Origin of the sequence: Chryseobacterium gambrini, from assembly GCF_900156825.1 — a bacterium.
GTDB classification, from domain to species: Bacteria; Bacteroidota; Bacteroidia; order Flavobacteriales; family Weeksellaceae; genus Chryseobacterium; species Chryseobacterium gambrini.
Genome location: NZ_FTOV01000016.1, coordinates 1 through 17477 on the forward strand (window position 1 = coordinate 1; position 17477 = coordinate 17477).

Annotated in this window: 14 protein-coding genes; 12 read left to right on the forward strand and 2 right to left on the reverse strand. The window is 37.3% G+C overall.

The window, feature by feature from the left end; all coding sequences use genetic code 11:
• The first annotated feature begins 80 nt into the window (after positions 1–80).
• From BW951_RS19430 to BW951_RS19450, 5 genes are all read left to right on the forward strand, one after another.
• The gene (locus BW951_RS19430) at positions 81–929 is read left to right on the forward strand and encodes a TonB-dependent receptor domain-containing protein (protein ID WP_175608851.1); all 849 of its coding nucleotides are present in this window, start codon (positions 81–83) and stop codon (positions 927–929) included.
• A gap of 65 nt (positions 930–994) precedes the next feature.
• Entirely contained in the window at positions 995–2122 is a 1128-nt protein-coding gene (locus BW951_RS19435) for a glycoside hydrolase 100 family protein (RefSeq protein ID WP_175608852.1), read from the forward strand.
• Positions 2123–2162: 40 nt separating this feature from the next.
• Complete coding sequence (locus BW951_RS19440; protein WP_076395847.1) at positions 2163–2813, forward strand: uridine kinase family protein; 651 nt, start codon at positions 2163–2165, stop codon at positions 2811–2813.
• A complete protein-coding gene (locus BW951_RS19445; RefSeq protein ID WP_076395849.1) occupies positions 2810–4213 on the forward strand; it encodes an MFS transporter in 1404 nt (467 codons plus the stop codon). Before BW951_RS19440 ends, BW951_RS19445 begins: the two co-directional genes overlap by 4 nt.
• 430 nt (positions 4214–4643) lie before the next feature.
• Positions 4644–6656 carry a PAS domain-containing sensor histidine kinase gene (locus BW951_RS19450; RefSeq protein ID WP_076395852.1) on the forward strand — a complete coding sequence of 671 codons (2013 nt, stop codon included), beginning with the start codon at positions 4644–4646 and terminating at the stop codon, positions 6654–6656.
• A 112-nt stretch (positions 6657–6768) separates the two neighbouring features.
• Here the strand turns inward: BW951_RS19450 and BW951_RS19455 are convergent, their stop codons facing one another.
• Complete coding sequence (locus BW951_RS19455) at positions 6769–8472, reverse strand: FAD/NAD(P)-binding protein (protein WP_076395854.1); 1704 nt, start codon at positions 8470–8472, stop codon at positions 6769–6771.
• A gap of 70 nt (positions 8473–8542) precedes the next feature.
• Positions 8543–8992, reverse strand: a complete 450-nt coding sequence (locus tag BW951_RS19460; protein ID WP_076395856.1) for a PA2169 family four-helix-bundle protein — start codon at positions 8990–8992, stop codon at positions 8543–8545.
• Positions 8993–9229: 237 nt separating this feature from the next.
• Between BW951_RS19460 and BW951_RS19465 the strand changes: the two genes are divergently transcribed.
• The 7 genes from BW951_RS19465 (at position 9230) to BW951_RS19495 (ending at position 17440) form a co-directional block, all read left to right on the forward strand.
• On the forward strand, positions 9230–10153 hold the full coding sequence (locus tag BW951_RS19465; RefSeq protein ID WP_076395857.1) for a helix-turn-helix domain-containing protein: 924 nt from the start codon (positions 9230–9232) through the stop codon (positions 10151–10153).
• A gap of 351 nt (positions 10154–10504) precedes the next feature.
• A complete protein-coding gene (locus BW951_RS19470) occupies positions 10505–11953 on the forward strand; it encodes a hypothetical protein (RefSeq protein ID WP_076395859.1) in 1449 nt (482 codons plus the stop codon).
• 360 nt (positions 11954–12313) lie between these two features.
• Positions 12314–12565 carry a helix-turn-helix domain-containing protein gene (locus tag BW951_RS19475; RefSeq protein ID WP_076395861.1) on the forward strand — a complete coding sequence of 84 codons (252 nt, stop codon included), beginning with the start codon at positions 12314–12316 and terminating at the stop codon, positions 12563–12565.
• 198 nt (positions 12566–12763) lie between these two features.
• Entirely contained in the window at positions 12764–13639 is an 876-nt protein-coding gene (gene fdhD / locus BW951_RS19480; protein ID WP_076395863.1) for a formate dehydrogenase accessory sulfurtransferase FdhD, read from the forward strand.
• Complete coding sequence (locus tag BW951_RS19485) at positions 13636–13986, forward strand: DUF7009 family protein (RefSeq protein ID WP_076395866.1); 351 nt, start codon at positions 13636–13638, stop codon at positions 13984–13986. Before fdhD ends, BW951_RS19485 begins: the two co-directional genes overlap by 4 nt.
• A 30-nt stretch (positions 13987–14016) precedes the next feature.
• Entirely contained in the window at positions 14017–16413 is a 2397-nt protein-coding gene (locus tag BW951_RS19490) for an FdhF/YdeP family oxidoreductase (protein WP_076395868.1), read from the forward strand.
• Between the two features lie 112 nt (positions 16414–16525).
• Positions 16526–17440 carry a bestrophin family protein gene (locus tag BW951_RS19495; RefSeq protein ID WP_076395870.1) on the forward strand — a complete coding sequence of 305 codons (915 nt, stop codon included), beginning with the start codon at positions 16526–16528 and terminating at the stop codon, positions 17438–17440.
• Positions 17441–17477 lie beyond the last annotated feature (37 nt).

Here is a 17477-nt window from a genome sequence, read left to right on the forward strand (position 1 = left end):
ATTCGAGCGTCTGTCTTTATCCTGCTGCTTTTGCTCTTCTGGTTAATATTTTTAACTAAGTTATCAATCTGTTTTGTTTAATGCAAACTTACCATATGAACGGAAACGGAGTAATCGATATTCCTGAACAGTTGGTAGGTTCTAACGACAACATCAATGTTCCTGTAAACTACAGATACGGAATTTTCGGATATTCAGTGGGAGCTAACTATGCTTTAAACAGTAAAAATGCCGTATTTGCAAGAGTGAGCCAGGGTGGAAGTGCTTCTGCGGACAGAATTTTATTCTCCGGATACAACTATACCAATAATGATGATCCTGCATTGGATGCTGTAAAAGTAAACAAAGTAAATCAGGTGGAAGCCGGTTACAAATTGAGAGGAGCAGGATATTTCCTTAATACAACGCTTTTCTATGCAGGAACTAAGGAAGCGAATTACGAAGCGACTACACAGAGAAAAACAGAAAACAAATACGAGTCTCTTGGGGTAGAATTAGACGGATATTACAGAATTACAAAAGGTTTTGACATAAAAGCAGGACTTACCTATACTCACGCGGAAATTAAAAACGCACTGGATCCTACCATCGTTGGAAACACGCCTAGAAGAACACCTAAATTCATGTACTCCGTAAACCCTAACTTCAGCGTAGATAAACTGAATGTTGGTTTCTATTTAATCGGAGCAACAAAAGCTTACACTCAGGATTCAAACAAATTAATTATGCCTGGTTATGCGATTGTAAACCCTTATATTTCTTACCAACTGATGAAAAATCTTTCGGTTAGCGTAAATGCAAACAACATCTTCAACACCATTGCAGTTACAGAAGCTGAAGAAGGATCTATCGCAGGAGGAAACGGAATCGTAAGAGCAAGAACGCTTCCGGGAAGCAGCTACAGCGCAAGTGTAAAATTTGACTTTTAATACTTTTACCTCTAAATGTGGAATGAATGAAAGTTCATTCCGCATTTTTTTCAAAAAAATATAATATGTTTAGACAGGAAGCCATTGAAATTATAAGGAAAGCCATTACAGAAGAAGGAATTCTGGCATCTGCACAACAAAGAGACAACTACGCAAGAGTATGGGCGAGAGATTCTATGATGACGGGATATGCCGGAATTTTAATAAATGACGAAGAAATTCTTGCCGGACTGGAAAAATCTGTTCTTACACTCGCTAAACATCAGGCGGAAAACGGACAGATCCCTTCCAATGTGGTGAATGATAAAGCAAGCTACGGAACACACGTAGGAAGAACCGACGCCACAACCTGGTGGATCGTTACAACCTGCGAATATTTTACAAAAACGCAAAATCAGGAGCTTAAAAACAGTCTGAAAGAAAAAATTTACAAAGCTCTTTCCTGTCTTAAAAGCTGGGAATACAATCAGAGAGGTTTGGTGTACAGTCCGTTGGGCGGAAACTGGGCAGATGAATATGTAACTTCCGGATATACTTTGTACGATAACGTTCTGAGATATTGGGCTTTAAAAAATGCTGCTGAAGTTTATGATGATGAAACATTAAAAACAGTAGCGGAAAATACAAAAAATCTGATTCAGGAAAATTTTTATAAAAATGAAAATGGTTCAGATTCAGCTAAATACCATGAAACGGCTTATGCGAAAGTTACTGCAAAACCCTATTTCTACGCTTCGCTGAATGCAAACGGATATGACGGACGTTTTGATCTTGCAGGAAATGCACTCGCTCTTTTACTGGATTTTGATCTGAATACAAACGCTTTTTCAGAATTTTTAAATGGAGTAAAAGAGGAATTCAGACATTGGATGCTTCCTGCTTTTTATCCAGTGATTTTTCCCGGAGATGACGATTGGCGACTGCTGGAAAACAACTACAGCTACAGCTTCAAAAATGAACCCTATCATTTCCATAACGGAGGTTCATGGCCGATATTTTTAGGCTGGCTTTGTCTCGGACTTAAACAGAAAGGCGTAACAGATATTCCTGAAAAAATCCTGAAGCAGTACGAAGAACTGATGAATGAAAAAGGAGAGCATTTCAGAGAATACTATTCCACAGATCAACTATTGCCATTGGGAACAGATCAGCTTTGCTTTTCGGCATCGGGATATCTTTTAATGACTTATTAAAGTACAGTTTTTCAAATTTTTCATCTTAAAAAAGTAAAAAATGGTCGGCGACGTTATAGAATTAAAAGAAAAACATCTGGCTACAGCCAAAGAAATAACAGCATTATTGAAAAAAAACTTTCCCCTGAATGGAAAGCAGAAAATTGCGATCGGGATTGCAGGAGAAAGCGGAAGCGGAAAATCGGTAACTGCTTTTGCCCTAAAGAAAATTCTGGAGCAGGAGAATGTGAAAAGTCTGGTTTTACAGATGGACGATTATTTTAAACTTCCTCCGAAAACCAACCACGAGAATCGGTTAAAATCTCTGGATAATGTAGGAATTCAGGAAGTAGATCTTGAAAAATTATCTCAGAATATAAAAGATTTTAAAACAGAATCTGCGGAGATTGAAAAGCCTTTGGTTTACTACAGCGAGAATCTGATCAGCAGTGAAAAAATCGGCACTTCAGGGTACGAGGTCATCATTGTGGAAGGAACCTACATTCTCGAAATTGAAGAATTTGATTTTAAAATTTTCATAGACCGCAATTACAGAGACACTCACGAAAATCGTATGAAACGCAATCGTGACGAGCAAAGTGACTTTGTAGAAAAAGTTTTGGAAATTGAACATCATATTATCCGCAGTTTCAAAAATAATGCAGATCTTATTCTCGGAAAAAACTATGAACTTGTAAACACAGATTTATGAACGCAAAAAGAATCATTCCGCGCCTGAGTTTCTGGCAGATCTGGAATATGAATGTCGGATTTTTCGGGATTCAGTACAGTTTCGGACTTCAGCAGACTGCGGTTAATCCCATCTATTCGTTTTTGGGAGCGCATGCAGAACAGCTTCCCATCCTCAATCTGGCGGGTCCCATTACCGGGTTACTGATCCAGCCGTTAATCGGAGCCATCAGCGACAAAACCTGGAGTCCAAAATGGGGGCGCAGAAAACCGTTCTTTTTGTTAGGAGCATTATTCTGCAGTATAGCCTTGTTTTTATTTCCTTTTAGTTCTACCATCTGGATGGCAGCCGGACTTTTATGGATTCTGGATGCCGCAAACAATACCGCAATGGAACCTTACCGCGCTTTCATTGGAGACAAACTTCCGGAAGATCAGCAGACATTTGGTTTTCAGATGCAGAGTCTGTTTGTGGGAGCGGGGATTACCCTTGCCAATCTATCGTTATTTGTTTTTCAGAAATATTTAGGCGGAAATTCTGCAAGCGGAGGAATTCCTGTATGGGTTTATTATTCCTTCTTTCTGGGTTCGTTCTGTTCAATCGCATCTGTGGCGTGGTCTGTGTATAAAACACCCGAAATCCCGCCAACGGAAGAAGAAATTGAAGAATTAAGAATAGCAAAGGAAAAAAGTACATTTTTTACACCTTTTATAGAAATTATTGTCGCAATAAAAGAAATGCCGAAAGTTCTCTGGCAACTCGCGTTGGTTTATCTTTTCCAGTGGTACGCACTTTTTGTCTATTGGCAGTTCATCACGCCGATGCTGAAATCGTCGCTGTATGGAATTTCCGAAGCGGATGAATCTAAAGCAAATAATTTTCTGGAAAGTGCAAAAAACGGCGCTTCAATTGTTGCAGAAGACTTAAGCTGGGCAAAAGGAATACTGCATCAGGTTGAGGTTGCGGTAGGACAGACCGGATTAATGAACGGTTCCTATAACATCGTCACGATGCTTTCCGCTTTGCTCTTGGTTCCCTTCGCTAAAAAATTTGGTTCTAAAAACACATATATATTTTGTTTGTTCCTTACAGGTTTAGGTATTATGACCTTACCTTTTATTAAAAATGAATACTTCATTCTGCTTCCGATGGTTGCATTGGGAATCGGATGGGCTTCCATGATGGGATTGCCGTATTCTATGGTTTCTCCATCCATTCCTCACAGCAAAAGAGGAATTTATATGGGAGTGATCAATATGATGATTGTTATTCCGATGCTCATTCAGACCTTATCCTTCGGTTTTATTTTTAATAATTTTCTGGGAAATAATCCTTCTTCGGCTATTATTTTAGCAGGAATTCTGTTTGTAGTGGCTGGAAGCTGCGTCTTTTTAATAAAACCCGATGGGGTAAAAAAGTAGAATAAATGTAAAGAGATCTTCATATTATTTGGTTAGGAAGCAGGCTGCAAATTTTTTTTTGCAGCCGCTTTTTTTTATGGCAAACCTGTTTAAGCTTAATCGCGATAAAATTAAATATCAATCCTTTATTGAAAGTCTTTGATTTTCCTGCGTCTTAAAGATTTGGGATTAATAAAAAACTTGCGTCCTTGCGTTTTCCGACAAGAATATTTCTATTTTAAAAAAGTGTAGACAAACCCGGTATATATCAGTTTTCAAACTGTAATTCCCTTTACTGTAAAATAAAACAGGATCAACATAAAATTGTTTGTTTTGGCTTACATTTCGTTTGAAGATCGTATCAAAAAACAATTATTAAAATTCATAAAACTTTATATTCCGGTTTTTTTAGTAGTTTTTAATAATTATATTTGATTATTTAAATTGAATTATGAATTCTCCTCAGAATATTTCCCCTGAAAAATTATTGTCTGTCCTATTTTATTCTCCCAACGCAACGGCTGTTTATCAGGGTGATGATATCAAAATCATAAGCGCAAATGAAGCCATGATTAATTTTTGGGGAAAAGGCAGCAGTGTTGTAGGAAAAAATATTCTGGATGCTGTTCCCGAATTAAAAGGGCAGCCTTTTTTTGATATGCTGCAGAATGTTTGGAGATCCGGACAAAGTTTTATAGCGAAAGATTATCCCGCTATACTTAATATCGACGGAGTGCTCCAGAAATTTTACTTCGATTTTGAATATAAGGCAATTCTCGATTCTTCAGGAAAAACTGAATATATACTTCACACCGCATCTGAAGTTACAGAAAGACAGGAAGCTTTAAAAATGGTGGATGAAAAATCTAAGTCTGAGCAGAAACTAATTAATGATCTTTCCGCACTTAATGAAGAATATCTTGCTACCAACGAAGATCTTAGTTCTAAGCATGAAGAGCTTTTTAGTGTTAACAATAAGCTTTTACAGACCAGAAAAGAACTGTTAACCGCCAATCATACTTTAGCTGAAAACGAAAAAAGATTCAAAACTTTGGTGGAAAAAGCTCCTGTAGCGATGGCTTCTTTAAAAGGAGAAAATTTTGAAATAGATATTGTGAACGATATGGTTCTGAATATCTGGAACAAAGACCGGTCGATTGTCGGGATGCCTTTGCAGGAAGCACTTCCGGAACTGATCGGACAATCATTTATTGATATTCTCACGGAAGTGCATGAGAAGGGAGAACCTTATTTTGGCAAAGAAAACAGGGTTCTGATAGAAAAAAACGGACAACTTGAAGAGCTTTACCTCAATTTTGCGTATCAGCCGATATTTAATGAAAATAATAAAAGCACATCTGTTCTCGTGGTGGCAAATGATGTTACCGAGCTGGTACAATCCAGACATTCGCTTACTGAAATAAAAAACAGGCTTGAAATTGCTCTGGATGCAAGCAAATTGGGCTCCACGGAAGTAGATCTTGAAACCGGAATCATGCAGAGCAACGATCAGTTTAAATATAATTTCGGATATATGCCCGAAGAAGAATTCAATTATCCGGATCTCTTTGAAGCGATGCTTCCCGAATACAGGGAAAAAGTGAGAAGTCTGGTAAAGGAAGCCATTAAAACCAACGGCATCTATAAAGCAGAATACCCTGTAAAATGGAAGGACGGCTCCATCCACTGGATTCAGGCGCACGGAAGACCCAGATATAATAAAAACGGTGTTGCAGACAGAATGGTGGGAATGACTTCCGACATCACAGAAAAAAAGCTTGCGGAACAGCGCAAAGACGACTTTTTAAGCGTTGCCAGTCACGAACTGAAAACTCCGCTAACCGCTGTAAAGGCTTCCATACAATTGCTGAACAGGATAAAAGACCGTCCTTATTCTGAAATTCATACCCGCCTTATAGAACAGTCGGATAAGGAGATCGAGAAAATGCATATGCTGATTGATGATTTACTGAATATGAGCAGATTAGGGCAGGATCAGTTAATGCTCGAATACGGAGTTTTTAATCTGCACGAGATGCTGAGTAAAAGCTGCAGCCATGTACGATTCGAAAATAAATATCAGCTTATTTTAAAAGGAGATGAAAATCTGATGGTGTATGCCGATGAACACAGGATAGAACAGGTTGTGGTAAATCTCGTGAATAACGCGGTTAAATATGCCAAAGATTCCGAAGAAATTCATATTTCCATAGAGTCACTGGAAAATGAGATCAAAGTTTCTGTCCGCGATTTTGGAAACGGCATTTCGGAATCTCTACTTCCTCATCTTTTCGACCGTTATTACCGTGTGGAGCATATGAGCAAATCTTATTCAGGGCTTGGTCTTGGATTATATATCTGTTCTGAAATTATTAAAAAGCATTCGGGAAAAATTGGAGTTGACAGTAAGCTGGGAGAGGGAAGTACATTCTGGTTTACTCTTCCTGATAAAAAGGTGAGTTAATAATAAACAGAACCAAAAAACAATTCTAAATTGTTTATCCATCTTTGAGAATTCAAAAAACTGCATTCGCCCAATTTATAAAATTCTGACGAATGCGGAATTTGAAGCTCATTTATAATAGAGATTGTACAATTCTTTTTCCTGCGGTATCACAAAAATCAAGTCCGGAATAGTCCGGATTTAATCCTGCAATATACGGAACTGCCATAATGTAAAGATCTTCTGTAACTTTTCCGTAATAATCCAGAGCCTGAAAATGATCGTTAATATTCAGTCCGTCTACCCGAAGATAATAATGATCAGGTTCCGTTTTCATAATATGGCTGCTGTCCTTTTCAAATTCACTTTTACCTTTTTCAGGATCTCTGAATTTGATGTAGCCAGAACTGATGAATCTTCCGTTTTTCAGACCTTCAAAAGGAATGCTGTTAAATTGAACCGGCTGCTGACCAATGGCATCGATATAAAGTCTGTAATGATCGGATTTTTTATTTCCTTCTTCATCCGTATAATGATAAATGATTCCTTCTTCCTCATGAGATTCAATATAGCTTTCATCATCCACGCTTATTAAATTCAGTACTCCTGCATCATAAAGCGCAATAAGCTCTTTGTAGGAAGATTGTGGAAGAGAAGCAATGATCACCGAAATAAGCGGAAGCAGGGTTTTTCTGAGTCTTATCATATCTTCTGCTGAAAAATGTTTGGCAGGATAATTAATTGCATAGCTGAAAGCAGACAGCGTTTCTTTCCATGCAATGGTCTGATGTCTTTCTATTGATTTTTCAGCTTCAGCATATTCAGCTTTAAAAAGCTGGAAACTATCCAGTTTTTCTCTCAATTCAAGCATTTTTTCAACAAATTCTTCAATCGTGAGGTCTTTTATTTCATGATAAAATTTTTCATTCTTCTTTCTCAGCGGTTGTTTAAAATTCAGGTCGAACACATAATCCAGATCCACAAAGCCGTTATGTTCCTGTTTGTATTTTTGGATTTCATCATGAGACATGATCCAGCCTTCCGAATAGGGACTTCCTTCGGAATGAAACCTTAAAGCAGGAAGAAATCCCCTTTTCGAAAATAAGGTAATGGAAAAATTTTTGTTTTCTTCATTAATCTTAAATTTCAGATCGTCATTCTCTTTGATGTATGTTCCGTTTAATCTCGCCAGAGTTTTTACCGCATCTACTGCGGTGAGCGAGGTTCCGCGGATCGCAACCGGATGATCGGAAGTACGTTCAAACTTTGAAGGAGGATAAGGAGAATCGTACCATCCTTTGCTGCGGGTTTCGTTTTCAGAAGACCACTGATGTCCGGTGCAGATAATTACTTTAGACACGTTGTGAGCATCACCGGATTCTGTAATTACCGTAAAAAAATCATCATTTTTCCTGTCAATATCTACAACTTTTGTGTTTTTAAAAACTTTGACTTTAATATTATGCTGACCGGCAGTTTTCAGTAAAATATTGAACTGATCTTCCAGATAGTTTCCTAAAAGTAGTCTGGGAATTACTTTGTATTCATTGATGTTTCCGTGGTTTGGGCTCACAAAGCCCGGATAATCTTTAAGATCTTTTTTTGTCACAAAATCATTGAAGGACTGTGGTAATTCCGGAAGTTCATTGGCGGAAACATTGGCAACGTGTTCAAAATTTGCTCCAAAATGGCTGTAAGGCATTCCGGATCCTAAAGCTTCGCTTTTTTCGAAAATATAAAGTTCTTTTGGGTAAACTTTTTCTGCAATAAGATGTTTCACAACAAATAAAGCAGCCGGTCCGCCTCCGATAAGGGCAATACTGTCGATATTCTTCATGGATAATTGGTTTATATAATCGCAAAAAGAGAGTTGAAAAACTCTCTTTATGGGTGATGAAATTTATTTGTTAATTTCTTGCTTCAAGATTTTCAAATTTTGAATAAGAAGATTTCAGATGATGAAGCTGATCCGAAACGAGTCTTGAACATTCTGGAGAGATATCTCCGCTGTCTAAAGCATCCTGATAGGCATCAATCGCTGCTTTTTCTCCGAAAACAACATTTTCCAGCGTAGATTCATCTTTATCTGCTGAAAAAGCATTTTTTACATCAATCCATGCTCTGTGAAAAGCTCCTGCGGTACTGGTTGTATTATCTGCCTCACCGCCATGCTCGTTAATGTGTGTTATCAGATCATTTTTCATAGTCTGAGACTGCGAAACCATATGGTCATAATCAATTCTCAACGCCGGATGAGTGTCCCATACTTTGTCTTCCACTTTTGAAAATCCTTCAATCCTGTCATTGGTAATGTTCAGTAAATCGTTTAGTACGGCTACATTTTTTTCGTTGTTCATATTTAAATTTTTTATTTGGTGTCCTTCATACTTTACAATAAATATGCCTTAAAGTTTCAGGGAAAAGAATTAGTTTTCAATACTGAAGTCAGCCAGCAGTTAATTGTATTGCATTTATAGGCTTTCATTATTTTTTTGAATTTTTTCGCAATTATAGTTTCTTTTTTTGCAATTTTATCTGTATAAATTGTAGTTAAATTTGCAATGTAAATCATTACTCACTGAAAATCAAATACTATGGGTGCAAAACAAGAAGTCATCTATTTCAGAAATATCTATGAAGTTTGTAGTTTTCTGAATGTTTCTCCGCCACAATGTCCGGATATTTGGCTGGATAAAGTAGAGCAGGTTTGGGTAGCTCCTAATCTCAGTGTTGCTCCGATAAAGTCTGAACTTTTTGCGATGAATCTTTTTATAGATGGTGGAGGAACAATAAAAGTAGCGCATTGGGAAAAAGAAATGGAGTTTCCGAGTGTTTACCTTGTACCTCCCAGACAGACGGTTTCCTGTGAATTAACGGAAACCACACTCGTAAAGTATGGAATATTTTTTTCCGAAAATTTTGTGGAAGAATATTCATTTTTAAAAGAATTGCTTGCAGATTATCCTTATTTTCAGGCAGATAAATCGATCCCCATCAAGATTTTACCCGAAGAAATAGAAGATCTGGTTGCATTGTTTGAGTTTTTTAATAAAGACTATAAAAATTACAGCTTGAAGAACAGACCTGTTTTGGCTGCCTGTTTATATATTATCTTGCTGAAAGTAAAGGGTATTTATGATAAATATTATTTTGAACAGTTTTCCGATACTAAAATTTACCATGAAGAAAATCTTGTTTTATCTTTCATGAATTTATTGAATAAAGAGAAAAAGAGAAATGATCTTGCCTATTCAAAATCGGTAAGTTACTATGCAGATGCTCTGAATGTAAATGCCAATTATCTCAGCAGAAAACTGAAAATGGAAACCGGAAAAACAATTAAAGAGCATATCCATAATATTATGATTCATGATGCGAAATCTTTGCTGAAACAAACAGGCTTATCGGTAAAAGAAATTTCGTTCCGATTAGACTTCAATGAACCAGCCCATTTTGTTAATTTTTTCAAGAAAAATGTAGGGTGCACTCCAAAACAATTCAGAGAATCAACCATTTAATGTTAGTTTTTGTTTGCCGAAAGAATGGTGTGACTCATTTCTATTAAAATTATAAATTTTATTTTTTCATTATTTTTTGTGTTAATTTTTTAACGCACGAAATTTTATACCCCAAAACAAGTTTATTTCAGATAAAAAATGTCACTTTTTGCTTTTTAGTGCATTTACGTATAAAGTGATTCCTTTGAATTTTTAGCAAGATAAAATCAATAATTTTTAACGAGAATTAATGTAATGGTTTATTTAAAAACTATTACAGGATATGTCTGCCTTTAATTCAAGATAAAATAAGATATAATTACTCATTCTATTTTATAACCTCCTTATATAAAACATTTAAAATCTTTCAAAATGAAAAAACGTTTATTATTAGCACAAAGTTTAGTGTTTTCTACACTGTTATTTTCTCAGGTTGGTATTAATACCGCTTCGCCAAAAGCAACTTTGGATGTAACGGGATATCCAGCAGATACATCAAAACTGGATGGTGTCATCGTGCCTAAAATTTCAGGGGATCAGTTGGCTGCTAAAACCTATACGATAGACCAGACTGGAGCCATACTCTACATCACTTCTCCTGCTTCTGTCTTAACAGGGCAGGTTGTGAATGCCGATGCAGCAGGATTTTATTATTATGATGGTAGTAAATGGATGAAGACAGGTGCCTCCTCTGTTAATTTATATAATACCAATGGCACACTTACCGGAAACAGAACTGCCAATCTGAATGGAAACTCATTGAATTTTTCGGGTACAGGAAATGTAGGAATCGGCGGTGTAAGTACAATTGCAAAGCTTAATGTGAACGGATTTATACAGTTTGGTCCTACAGACTCTCATTATGGAGTAGGACGGGTTGTAAACGACGGTGCAGGAGAGAAATACGGATTAACGCAGCCCGGATATTTTCCTGCTATAGGCAATAACGGAAGCTCAGCAGGAACACGAATCTATACATCAGGAAGAAGCGGAGTGGAAGGAAACATCTCTTTCGGCAAATATACCAGTGCAACAGCTTATACGGAATGGGCAAGATTTGCTCCAAACACAGGTTATTTCGGGCTGAATACCTACGACCCTAAAGCAACTTTTGAAATGGTTTCCACACCTGCCGATCTTACCAGAATAGATGGTTTTATAACTCCGAAATTAACTGGAAATCAGCTGAAGGCTAAAGATGATTTATATACCATAGAACAAACCGGAGCTATACTTTATGTAACGTCAGCGGCTAATCCCACTACAATTAAAACAGCTAATATCATTAAATCAGGATATTATTACTTTGACGGAAATGTTTGGGTCGGAATAAAGCCAGAGCAAAGTGCGATTTCTGATGCTGCAAGATCTTTGGGAGGAACGGTATATGCAAAATTCAATTCTGCTGCGAGTGGAACTTTGTCAGACAGCCGTACCATAGGAGGTATAAATGGAAGCAGTTACACGGTAGGAGTGAATAATTTTTCTTCGAACAAAGGCGGAATTAATACAGTTATAGGAAACGGTTATACGATATCTAATCCCGCAAATGGTATTTTTGACATAAAATTTGATGTTCCGTTATCTGAAGTATATGGTGTTTCAAGTAATGTTGTAGATTCTTACGGCTATAATGGCGGTGTACAGGCGGGAACCACAAATGGAACCAATCCTCTTCCCGGAGAGCCTGGATCCAGACTGAATACTAAAGAGAATACTCAGGTCTCATTTGTCTCAAATACAGTCATCAGAATAAAAACAGGCGATCAGGATGGTAATTTAGCGAATCGATCCTTTACGTTTTTAGTAACAGGAAAATAATACTGAGTTTAGATTTTTAGAATGTTTATTTTAATCGAAACCAAACGAAATAAAAATTAGATCAGAAAACAGAAATCCCCCCAATGATCAGGAAGCCCTAATCTAAACAGTTACAATCCATTTTTTTAAACAGGCACTTATATATTTGTAAGTGTCTTTGTTTTGTAAAAAGAAATAGGGAAAACAGAAAAAATATCAGATCAGATAATGATTCATCATAATAATTCAGATCATTTCAGATCATAGTTTGTACACCACATTCAGCTTATCGGGAAAACCCGCTTTAAAGTTTAATGTTGCTTTAATACAATATCTTCAGAACGGAAATCTCGAAAAAGCGGACTTCCGAATATAACGTAAATGGCATATGATCTTTCATTATCCACACGTTATTTAAGTGATGTACTGAAGCATGAAGCCGGAAAAACAACGATGGAGCTTATTCATATTTTCCTGATTTCCGAAGCGAAAAATCACTTGCGGTTGAAAGAAAAAACCGTTTCCGAGATTGCCTATGAACTGGGCTTTGAGAATTCATCATATTTACAAGATTATTCAAAAAAACTGACAGGAATGAAACCTACGGAATTCAGAAATCTGCTGATGAATTGAAAATTGAATGTAATCCATAAAATCAAAATTTACTTTTATTAATTCATACCATGATGAAACTGTTCTTTCAAGAGTATTTTTTGATGTTAATTAAATATCCAAAAACAAATTTTTAATAAGAAAGAAGAACAGATTTCCGCTTACCCCTCTATTTCAGGAATAAAATTTGTACCTTTATTTACCAATTATCATTATATTATGAAAGCCCATCTGTTATCAGATAAATCGGTAAAGCAGATAGAAATCGTTAAAGTTAAGGACAACATCAGTTTTCATTATACGGATGATGTCTCTGTAGAAGAACCGTTAGAAATAAGAGTTTCCTATTATTCAGCAGATAAAAAAGAATCTAAAAATATATCTGTTACCATGAGAACCCCCGGAAACGATGAAGAACTGGCGGTTGGTTTTTTATTTACAGAAGGAATTATAACCGGTAATAAACAGGTTAAAGCCATTTATTCTCCAAAGGAAGAATGTTCCAGAAACAACGGAAATATTATTATTGTAGAATTAAATGAAGGTTTTGTTCCCGAACTTATGAAAGCCGACAGAAACTTCTATACAACTTCCAGTTGCGGAGTTTGTGGAAAAGGATCCATAGAATCTATAAAAACAGTTAGCATTTTTAAAGATCAAAAAAGACAAAACACAGAAGTCTCTCTGGATACGATCTATCAATTATCCGAAAAACTACAGTCTTTCCAGAATAATTTCAGTGCAACGGGAGGCATACACGCTTCAGGTTTATTTGATTTACAAGGAAACCTTCTTGCCATACGTGAAGATGTGGGAAGACATAACGCTTTAGATAAGCTTATAGGATATGCGCTGTCTGCCAATCTTCTTCCACTGGACAATAAAATTTTGGTTCTGAGCGGAAGAGCCAGCTTTGAACTCATTCAGAAAGCTGCAATGGCAGGAATTGCAACTGTTGCCGCAATAGGAGCGCCTTCAAGTCTGGCAATAGACCTTGCCAAAGAATTTGATATTACTTTATTAGGCTTTTTGCGGAACAACCGGTTTAATATCTACCATTCCGCAAGCCATTTTAAAATTGAAAATCTATTATGAAAATAAGAATAAAAGACAACTCCGTAAGATTTCGCCTCACTCAGTCTGAAGTAGCAGAACTCGGAAAAAACGGAAAAATTTCAAGTACCACACAATTTATAGACCGTCCTTTTATCTATTCTATTGAAAAAACAGAAGACGCAGAACTCTCATCGGCTTTCATCGATAACACCATGGTTTTAAAAATGCCTGAAACCATGATCGCTGAATGGATTTCCACCGACAGGGTAGGATTTGACGGACAATCCGGTCCGGTGAAAATTTTAGTAGAAAAAGATTTTGTCTGCATCGATAATACCTTGGAAGATCAAAGCGACAATTATCCTAATCCGAATATAAAATGCTAATTTTTTTCATTTTTTAAAAATGTAGAAGTCATGGGAAATAAAGAGATATTCAATAAAAAAGAAGAAAACAGCGGACAGCCTTCGGCGGAATCTCCTTATAAATTAATGAATCTTAAGCTTAAGCCGCCAAAAGATTGGGCAGCAGGAGTTCCTGCAGTCGTTCATTCACTGGAACAGCTGGTTCTCAATGCCTCAGTCCTTCGTGGCGGAAGAGCACTTTTTACCATGAACCAGTTTGACGGATTCGACTGTCCAAGCTGTGCATGGCCCGATCCGGATGACGAACGTTCCAAACTGGGGGAATACTGCGAAAACGGAGCAAAAGCTCTGGCTGAAGAAGCCACTTCAAAAAAAATCGGAGCAGAATTTTTTAAAGAGAATTCGGTATACGATTTAGCCAAAATGACGGATTTTGAAATCAGCCAGTTGGGAAGAATTGCAGAACCGATGTATCTTCCGGAAGGAGCAACACATTATCAGCCGATAAGCTGGGATGAAGCTTTTACAAAAATTTCCGAAAAATTAAATGCTCTGGATTCTCCCGACGAAGCTATATTTTACACCTCCGGAAGAACCAGCAATGAAGCAACCTGGGTATATCAGTTGTTTGCCCGTGAATTCGGAACCAACAACTTCCCCGATTGTTCCAATATGTGCCATGAAACTTCAGGATATGCACTTTCCAGAAGCATTGGTATCGGAAAAGGAACCGTAAAACTGGAAGACTTTTATGATACCGATCTCATCATAATTATCGGACAGAATCCGGGAACCAATTCACCGAGAATGCTTTCTGCCCTTACAAAAGGAAAGAAAAACGGAGCAAAAATCATAGGCATCAACCCACTTCCGGAAGCAGGTCTGAAAGGATTTAAAGATCCTCAGAACGTTCGTGCCTTACTCAATAAGCCATTTGAATTGTCAGATCTATATCTTCCTGTTAAAATCAATGGAGATATGGCGCTCTTAAAAGCCCTTCAGATCCTTGTACTGGAAGAAGAAGCAAAAAATCCCGGAAAAGTATTGGATCAGGATTTTATAGCAAAAAAAACAGCAGGTTTTGAAGCACTGGCTGAAGAATTAAAACGATATGACCTCAATTTTTTATCTGAACAGTGCGGAATTTCTGTTGAAAGTCTGAAAGAAGCAGCGCAAATGATCGCTTCAAAAAAACGCATGATTATTTGTTGGGGAATGGGAATTACGCAGCAGCACAACGGCGTGGAAATGATCTACAATATCGTGAACCTTTTACTAATGAAAGGAAGCATCGGAATTCAAGGCGGCGGAGCTTGTCCTGTACGCGGTCACAGCAATGTACAGGGAAACAGAACATTGCTTATCAACCATCATCCCACCAAAGAACAGCTGGACAGACTTGAGGAATATTATGGTTTTAAAGTACCCCGAAAAGGAGGCTATGATGTGGTAAAATCGCTGAAGGCGATGCATGAAGAAAAAGTAAAATTCATGTTCTGTATGGGAGGGAATTTCCTTTCCGCAGCTCCCGATACCAGCTTTACAGCAGAAGCAATGCGTAATCTCGAAATGTCGGTGATGGTTTCTGTAAAACTGAACAGAAATCACCTGATTCATGGTAAAGAAGCCCTGATCTTACCGGTGATTTCCAGAAGTGAAAAAGATATTGTAAACGGAGAAATTCAACATATAAGTACCGAAAATTCAATGGGCGTGATACAGGCTTCCAAAGGAATTCTGGATCCGATTTCAGAACATCTGATCAATGAAACCCACGTTGCCTGCAGAATGGCAAAAGCGGTTTTGGGAGAACGTTCTGTAGTGGATTGGGATAAATTCATCAACAGTTATGATGCCATTCGTGATGATGTGGAGCAATGCATTCCGGGATTTGAAAATTATAACGAAAGAGTAGTGCAGAAAGCCGGTTTTTATCTTCCGAATTCAGCGAGAGACGGAGTTTTCAACAGTGAATTCCATCCGGGAAAAGCAGCCTTCAATATAACATCCGTACCCGATAATTCGCTTGCCGATGATGAATATCTGATGGGAACCACCAGAACACACGACCAGTTCAATACAGTAGTTTATGGTTTAAACGACCGCTACCGTGGAATTTTCAATGAAAGGAGAGTGGTGGTGATGAACGAAAAAGACATTGAAAAAGCTGGTCTGAAAGAAGGAGATCATGTAGATCTTTTCAATTATGATGACGGCAAAGAGAGAATAGCACCGCTTTTTATTGTGGTAAAATATCCTATTCCTCAGAAAAGCACCATGACTTATTTCCCGGAAACCAATGTGTTGGTATCCATCAATAATGTAGTGAATGGAGCCAATATGCCCGCTTCCAAATATGTCCGAATCAAAATCCGAAAACACGATCCGTATATTTTTAAAAAGATCGACGAGCATATTATTGCCGCATCCGGAACAAGTTTGGAGTAATGCAATCGCTGTTATGAATCATTTTAAGCTTGAAAAACAACTTAAAATATATATCAGCTACGGAAATAGTCATCGGATAAGTTAAAAATCTAAAATATTTTATAGTTCAATAATGATTATAAGAAAAAAGGAACACTGGTTCAGAATGCTTTTTGTATGGCATGGCTCCGTTTTGCCCGCTCTGCTTCCCCGTCTGGGATTGCTGTTGGCTTTTTCTTTACTGGTTACCTATTTTCACGGAAATATTTTTTCGTTTAAAGTTCCGCTGAATCCGGCACCACTTACCCTGTTCGGATTTGTTCTGGCATTATTTCTTGGTTTCAGGAACAATGCAAGCTACGACAGATTCTGGGAAGGAAGAAAACTGTGGGGAAATCTGCTGAATACTTCACGGACACTTACGCGACAGGCAATGACATTGGGCAATAAAAATGATGATGTTTCTCTTCATAATTTCGTTCAGCTTATTAGTGCATTTGCTTTTGCACTGAAGCATCAACTGAGAGGAACAGATGGCTACGAAGATTTAAAATCCAGACTTAATGATGAACATTTGAAAATCGTTGTAGCATCAAAATATAAACCCGCTGTTATTATACGGCTGCTTGCCGAATGGGTTCAGAAATTGAAAAATGAAGCTGTTCTTGATTCTGTACAGCAGGCACGTTTTGATGAAAATTTTGATAAACTTTCCGATATTCTTGGCGGTTGCGAAAGAATCATTTCAACTCCTATTCCGTACAGCTACAGAGTTCTGCTGCATCGTACAGTGTACATTTATTGTTTTTTGTTACCTTTCGGTCTTGTAGATTCGCTCGGATGGTTCATGCCGCTTATTGTGGTCTTTATAGCATACACATTTGTTGCATTTGAAGCCATTGCCGATGAAATTGAAGAACCGTTTGGAACGGATGCCAATGATTTAGCCTTAAATACAATGTGCCATATGATCGATGAAACGATCCACGAAATCACTGGAAAATCTATTGCTGTGCCTCAAAAAACGTCTCAGAATATTATTGATTAGCACTGTTGTTTATAATAAGTTTGTTTAAACAGGTATA

Bases quoted from the DNA above. Each gene is read 5' to 3' on its own strand.
- BW951_RS19455 (WP_076395854.1), bottom strand. From the start codon at position 8,472: ATGAAGAATATCGACAGTATTGCCCTTATCGGAGGCGGACCGGCTGCT.
- fdhD (WP_076395863.1), top strand. From the start codon at position 12,764: ATGAAAGCCCATCTGTTATCAGATAAATCGGTAAAGCAGATAGAAATC.
- BW951_RS19435 (WP_175608852.1), top strand. From the start codon at position 995: ATGTTTAGACAGGAAGCCATTGAAATTATAAGGAAAGCCATTACAGAA.
- BW951_RS19440 (WP_076395847.1), top strand. From the start codon at position 2,163: ATGGTCGGCGACGTTATAGAATTAAAAGAAAAACATCTGGCTACAGCC.
- BW951_RS19470 (WP_076395859.1), top strand. From the start codon at position 10,505: ATGAAAAAACGTTTATTATTAGCACAAAGTTTAGTGTTTTCTACACTG.
- BW951_RS19430 (WP_175608851.1), top strand. From the start codon at position 81: ATGCAAACTTACCATATGAACGGAAACGGAGTAATCGATATTCCTGAA.
- BW951_RS19450 (WP_076395852.1), top strand. From the start codon at position 4,644: ATGAATTCTCCTCAGAATATTTCCCCTGAAAAATTATTGTCTGTCCTA.
- BW951_RS19485 (WP_076395866.1), top strand. From the start codon at position 13,636: ATGAAAATAAGAATAAAAGACAACTCCGTAAGATTTCGCCTCACTCAG.
- BW951_RS19465 (WP_076395857.1), top strand. From the start codon at position 9,230: ATGGGTGCAAAACAAGAAGTCATCTATTTCAGAAATATCTATGAAGTT.
- BW951_RS19495 (WP_076395870.1), top strand. From the start codon at position 16,526: ATGATTATAAGAAAAAAGGAACACTGGTTCAGAATGCTTTTTGTATGG.
- BW951_RS19475 (WP_076395861.1), top strand. From the start codon at position 12,314: ATGGCATATGATCTTTCATTATCCACACGTTATTTAAGTGATGTACTG.
- BW951_RS19460 (WP_076395856.1), bottom strand. From the start codon at position 8,992: ATGAACAACGAAAAAAATGTAGCCGTACTAAACGATTTACTGAACATT.
- BW951_RS19445 (WP_076395849.1), top strand. From the start codon at position 2,810: ATGAACGCAAAAAGAATCATTCCGCGCCTGAGTTTCTGGCAGATCTGG.
- BW951_RS19490 (WP_076395868.1), top strand. From the start codon at position 14,017: ATGGGAAATAAAGAGATATTCAATAAAAAAGAAGAAAACAGCGGACAG.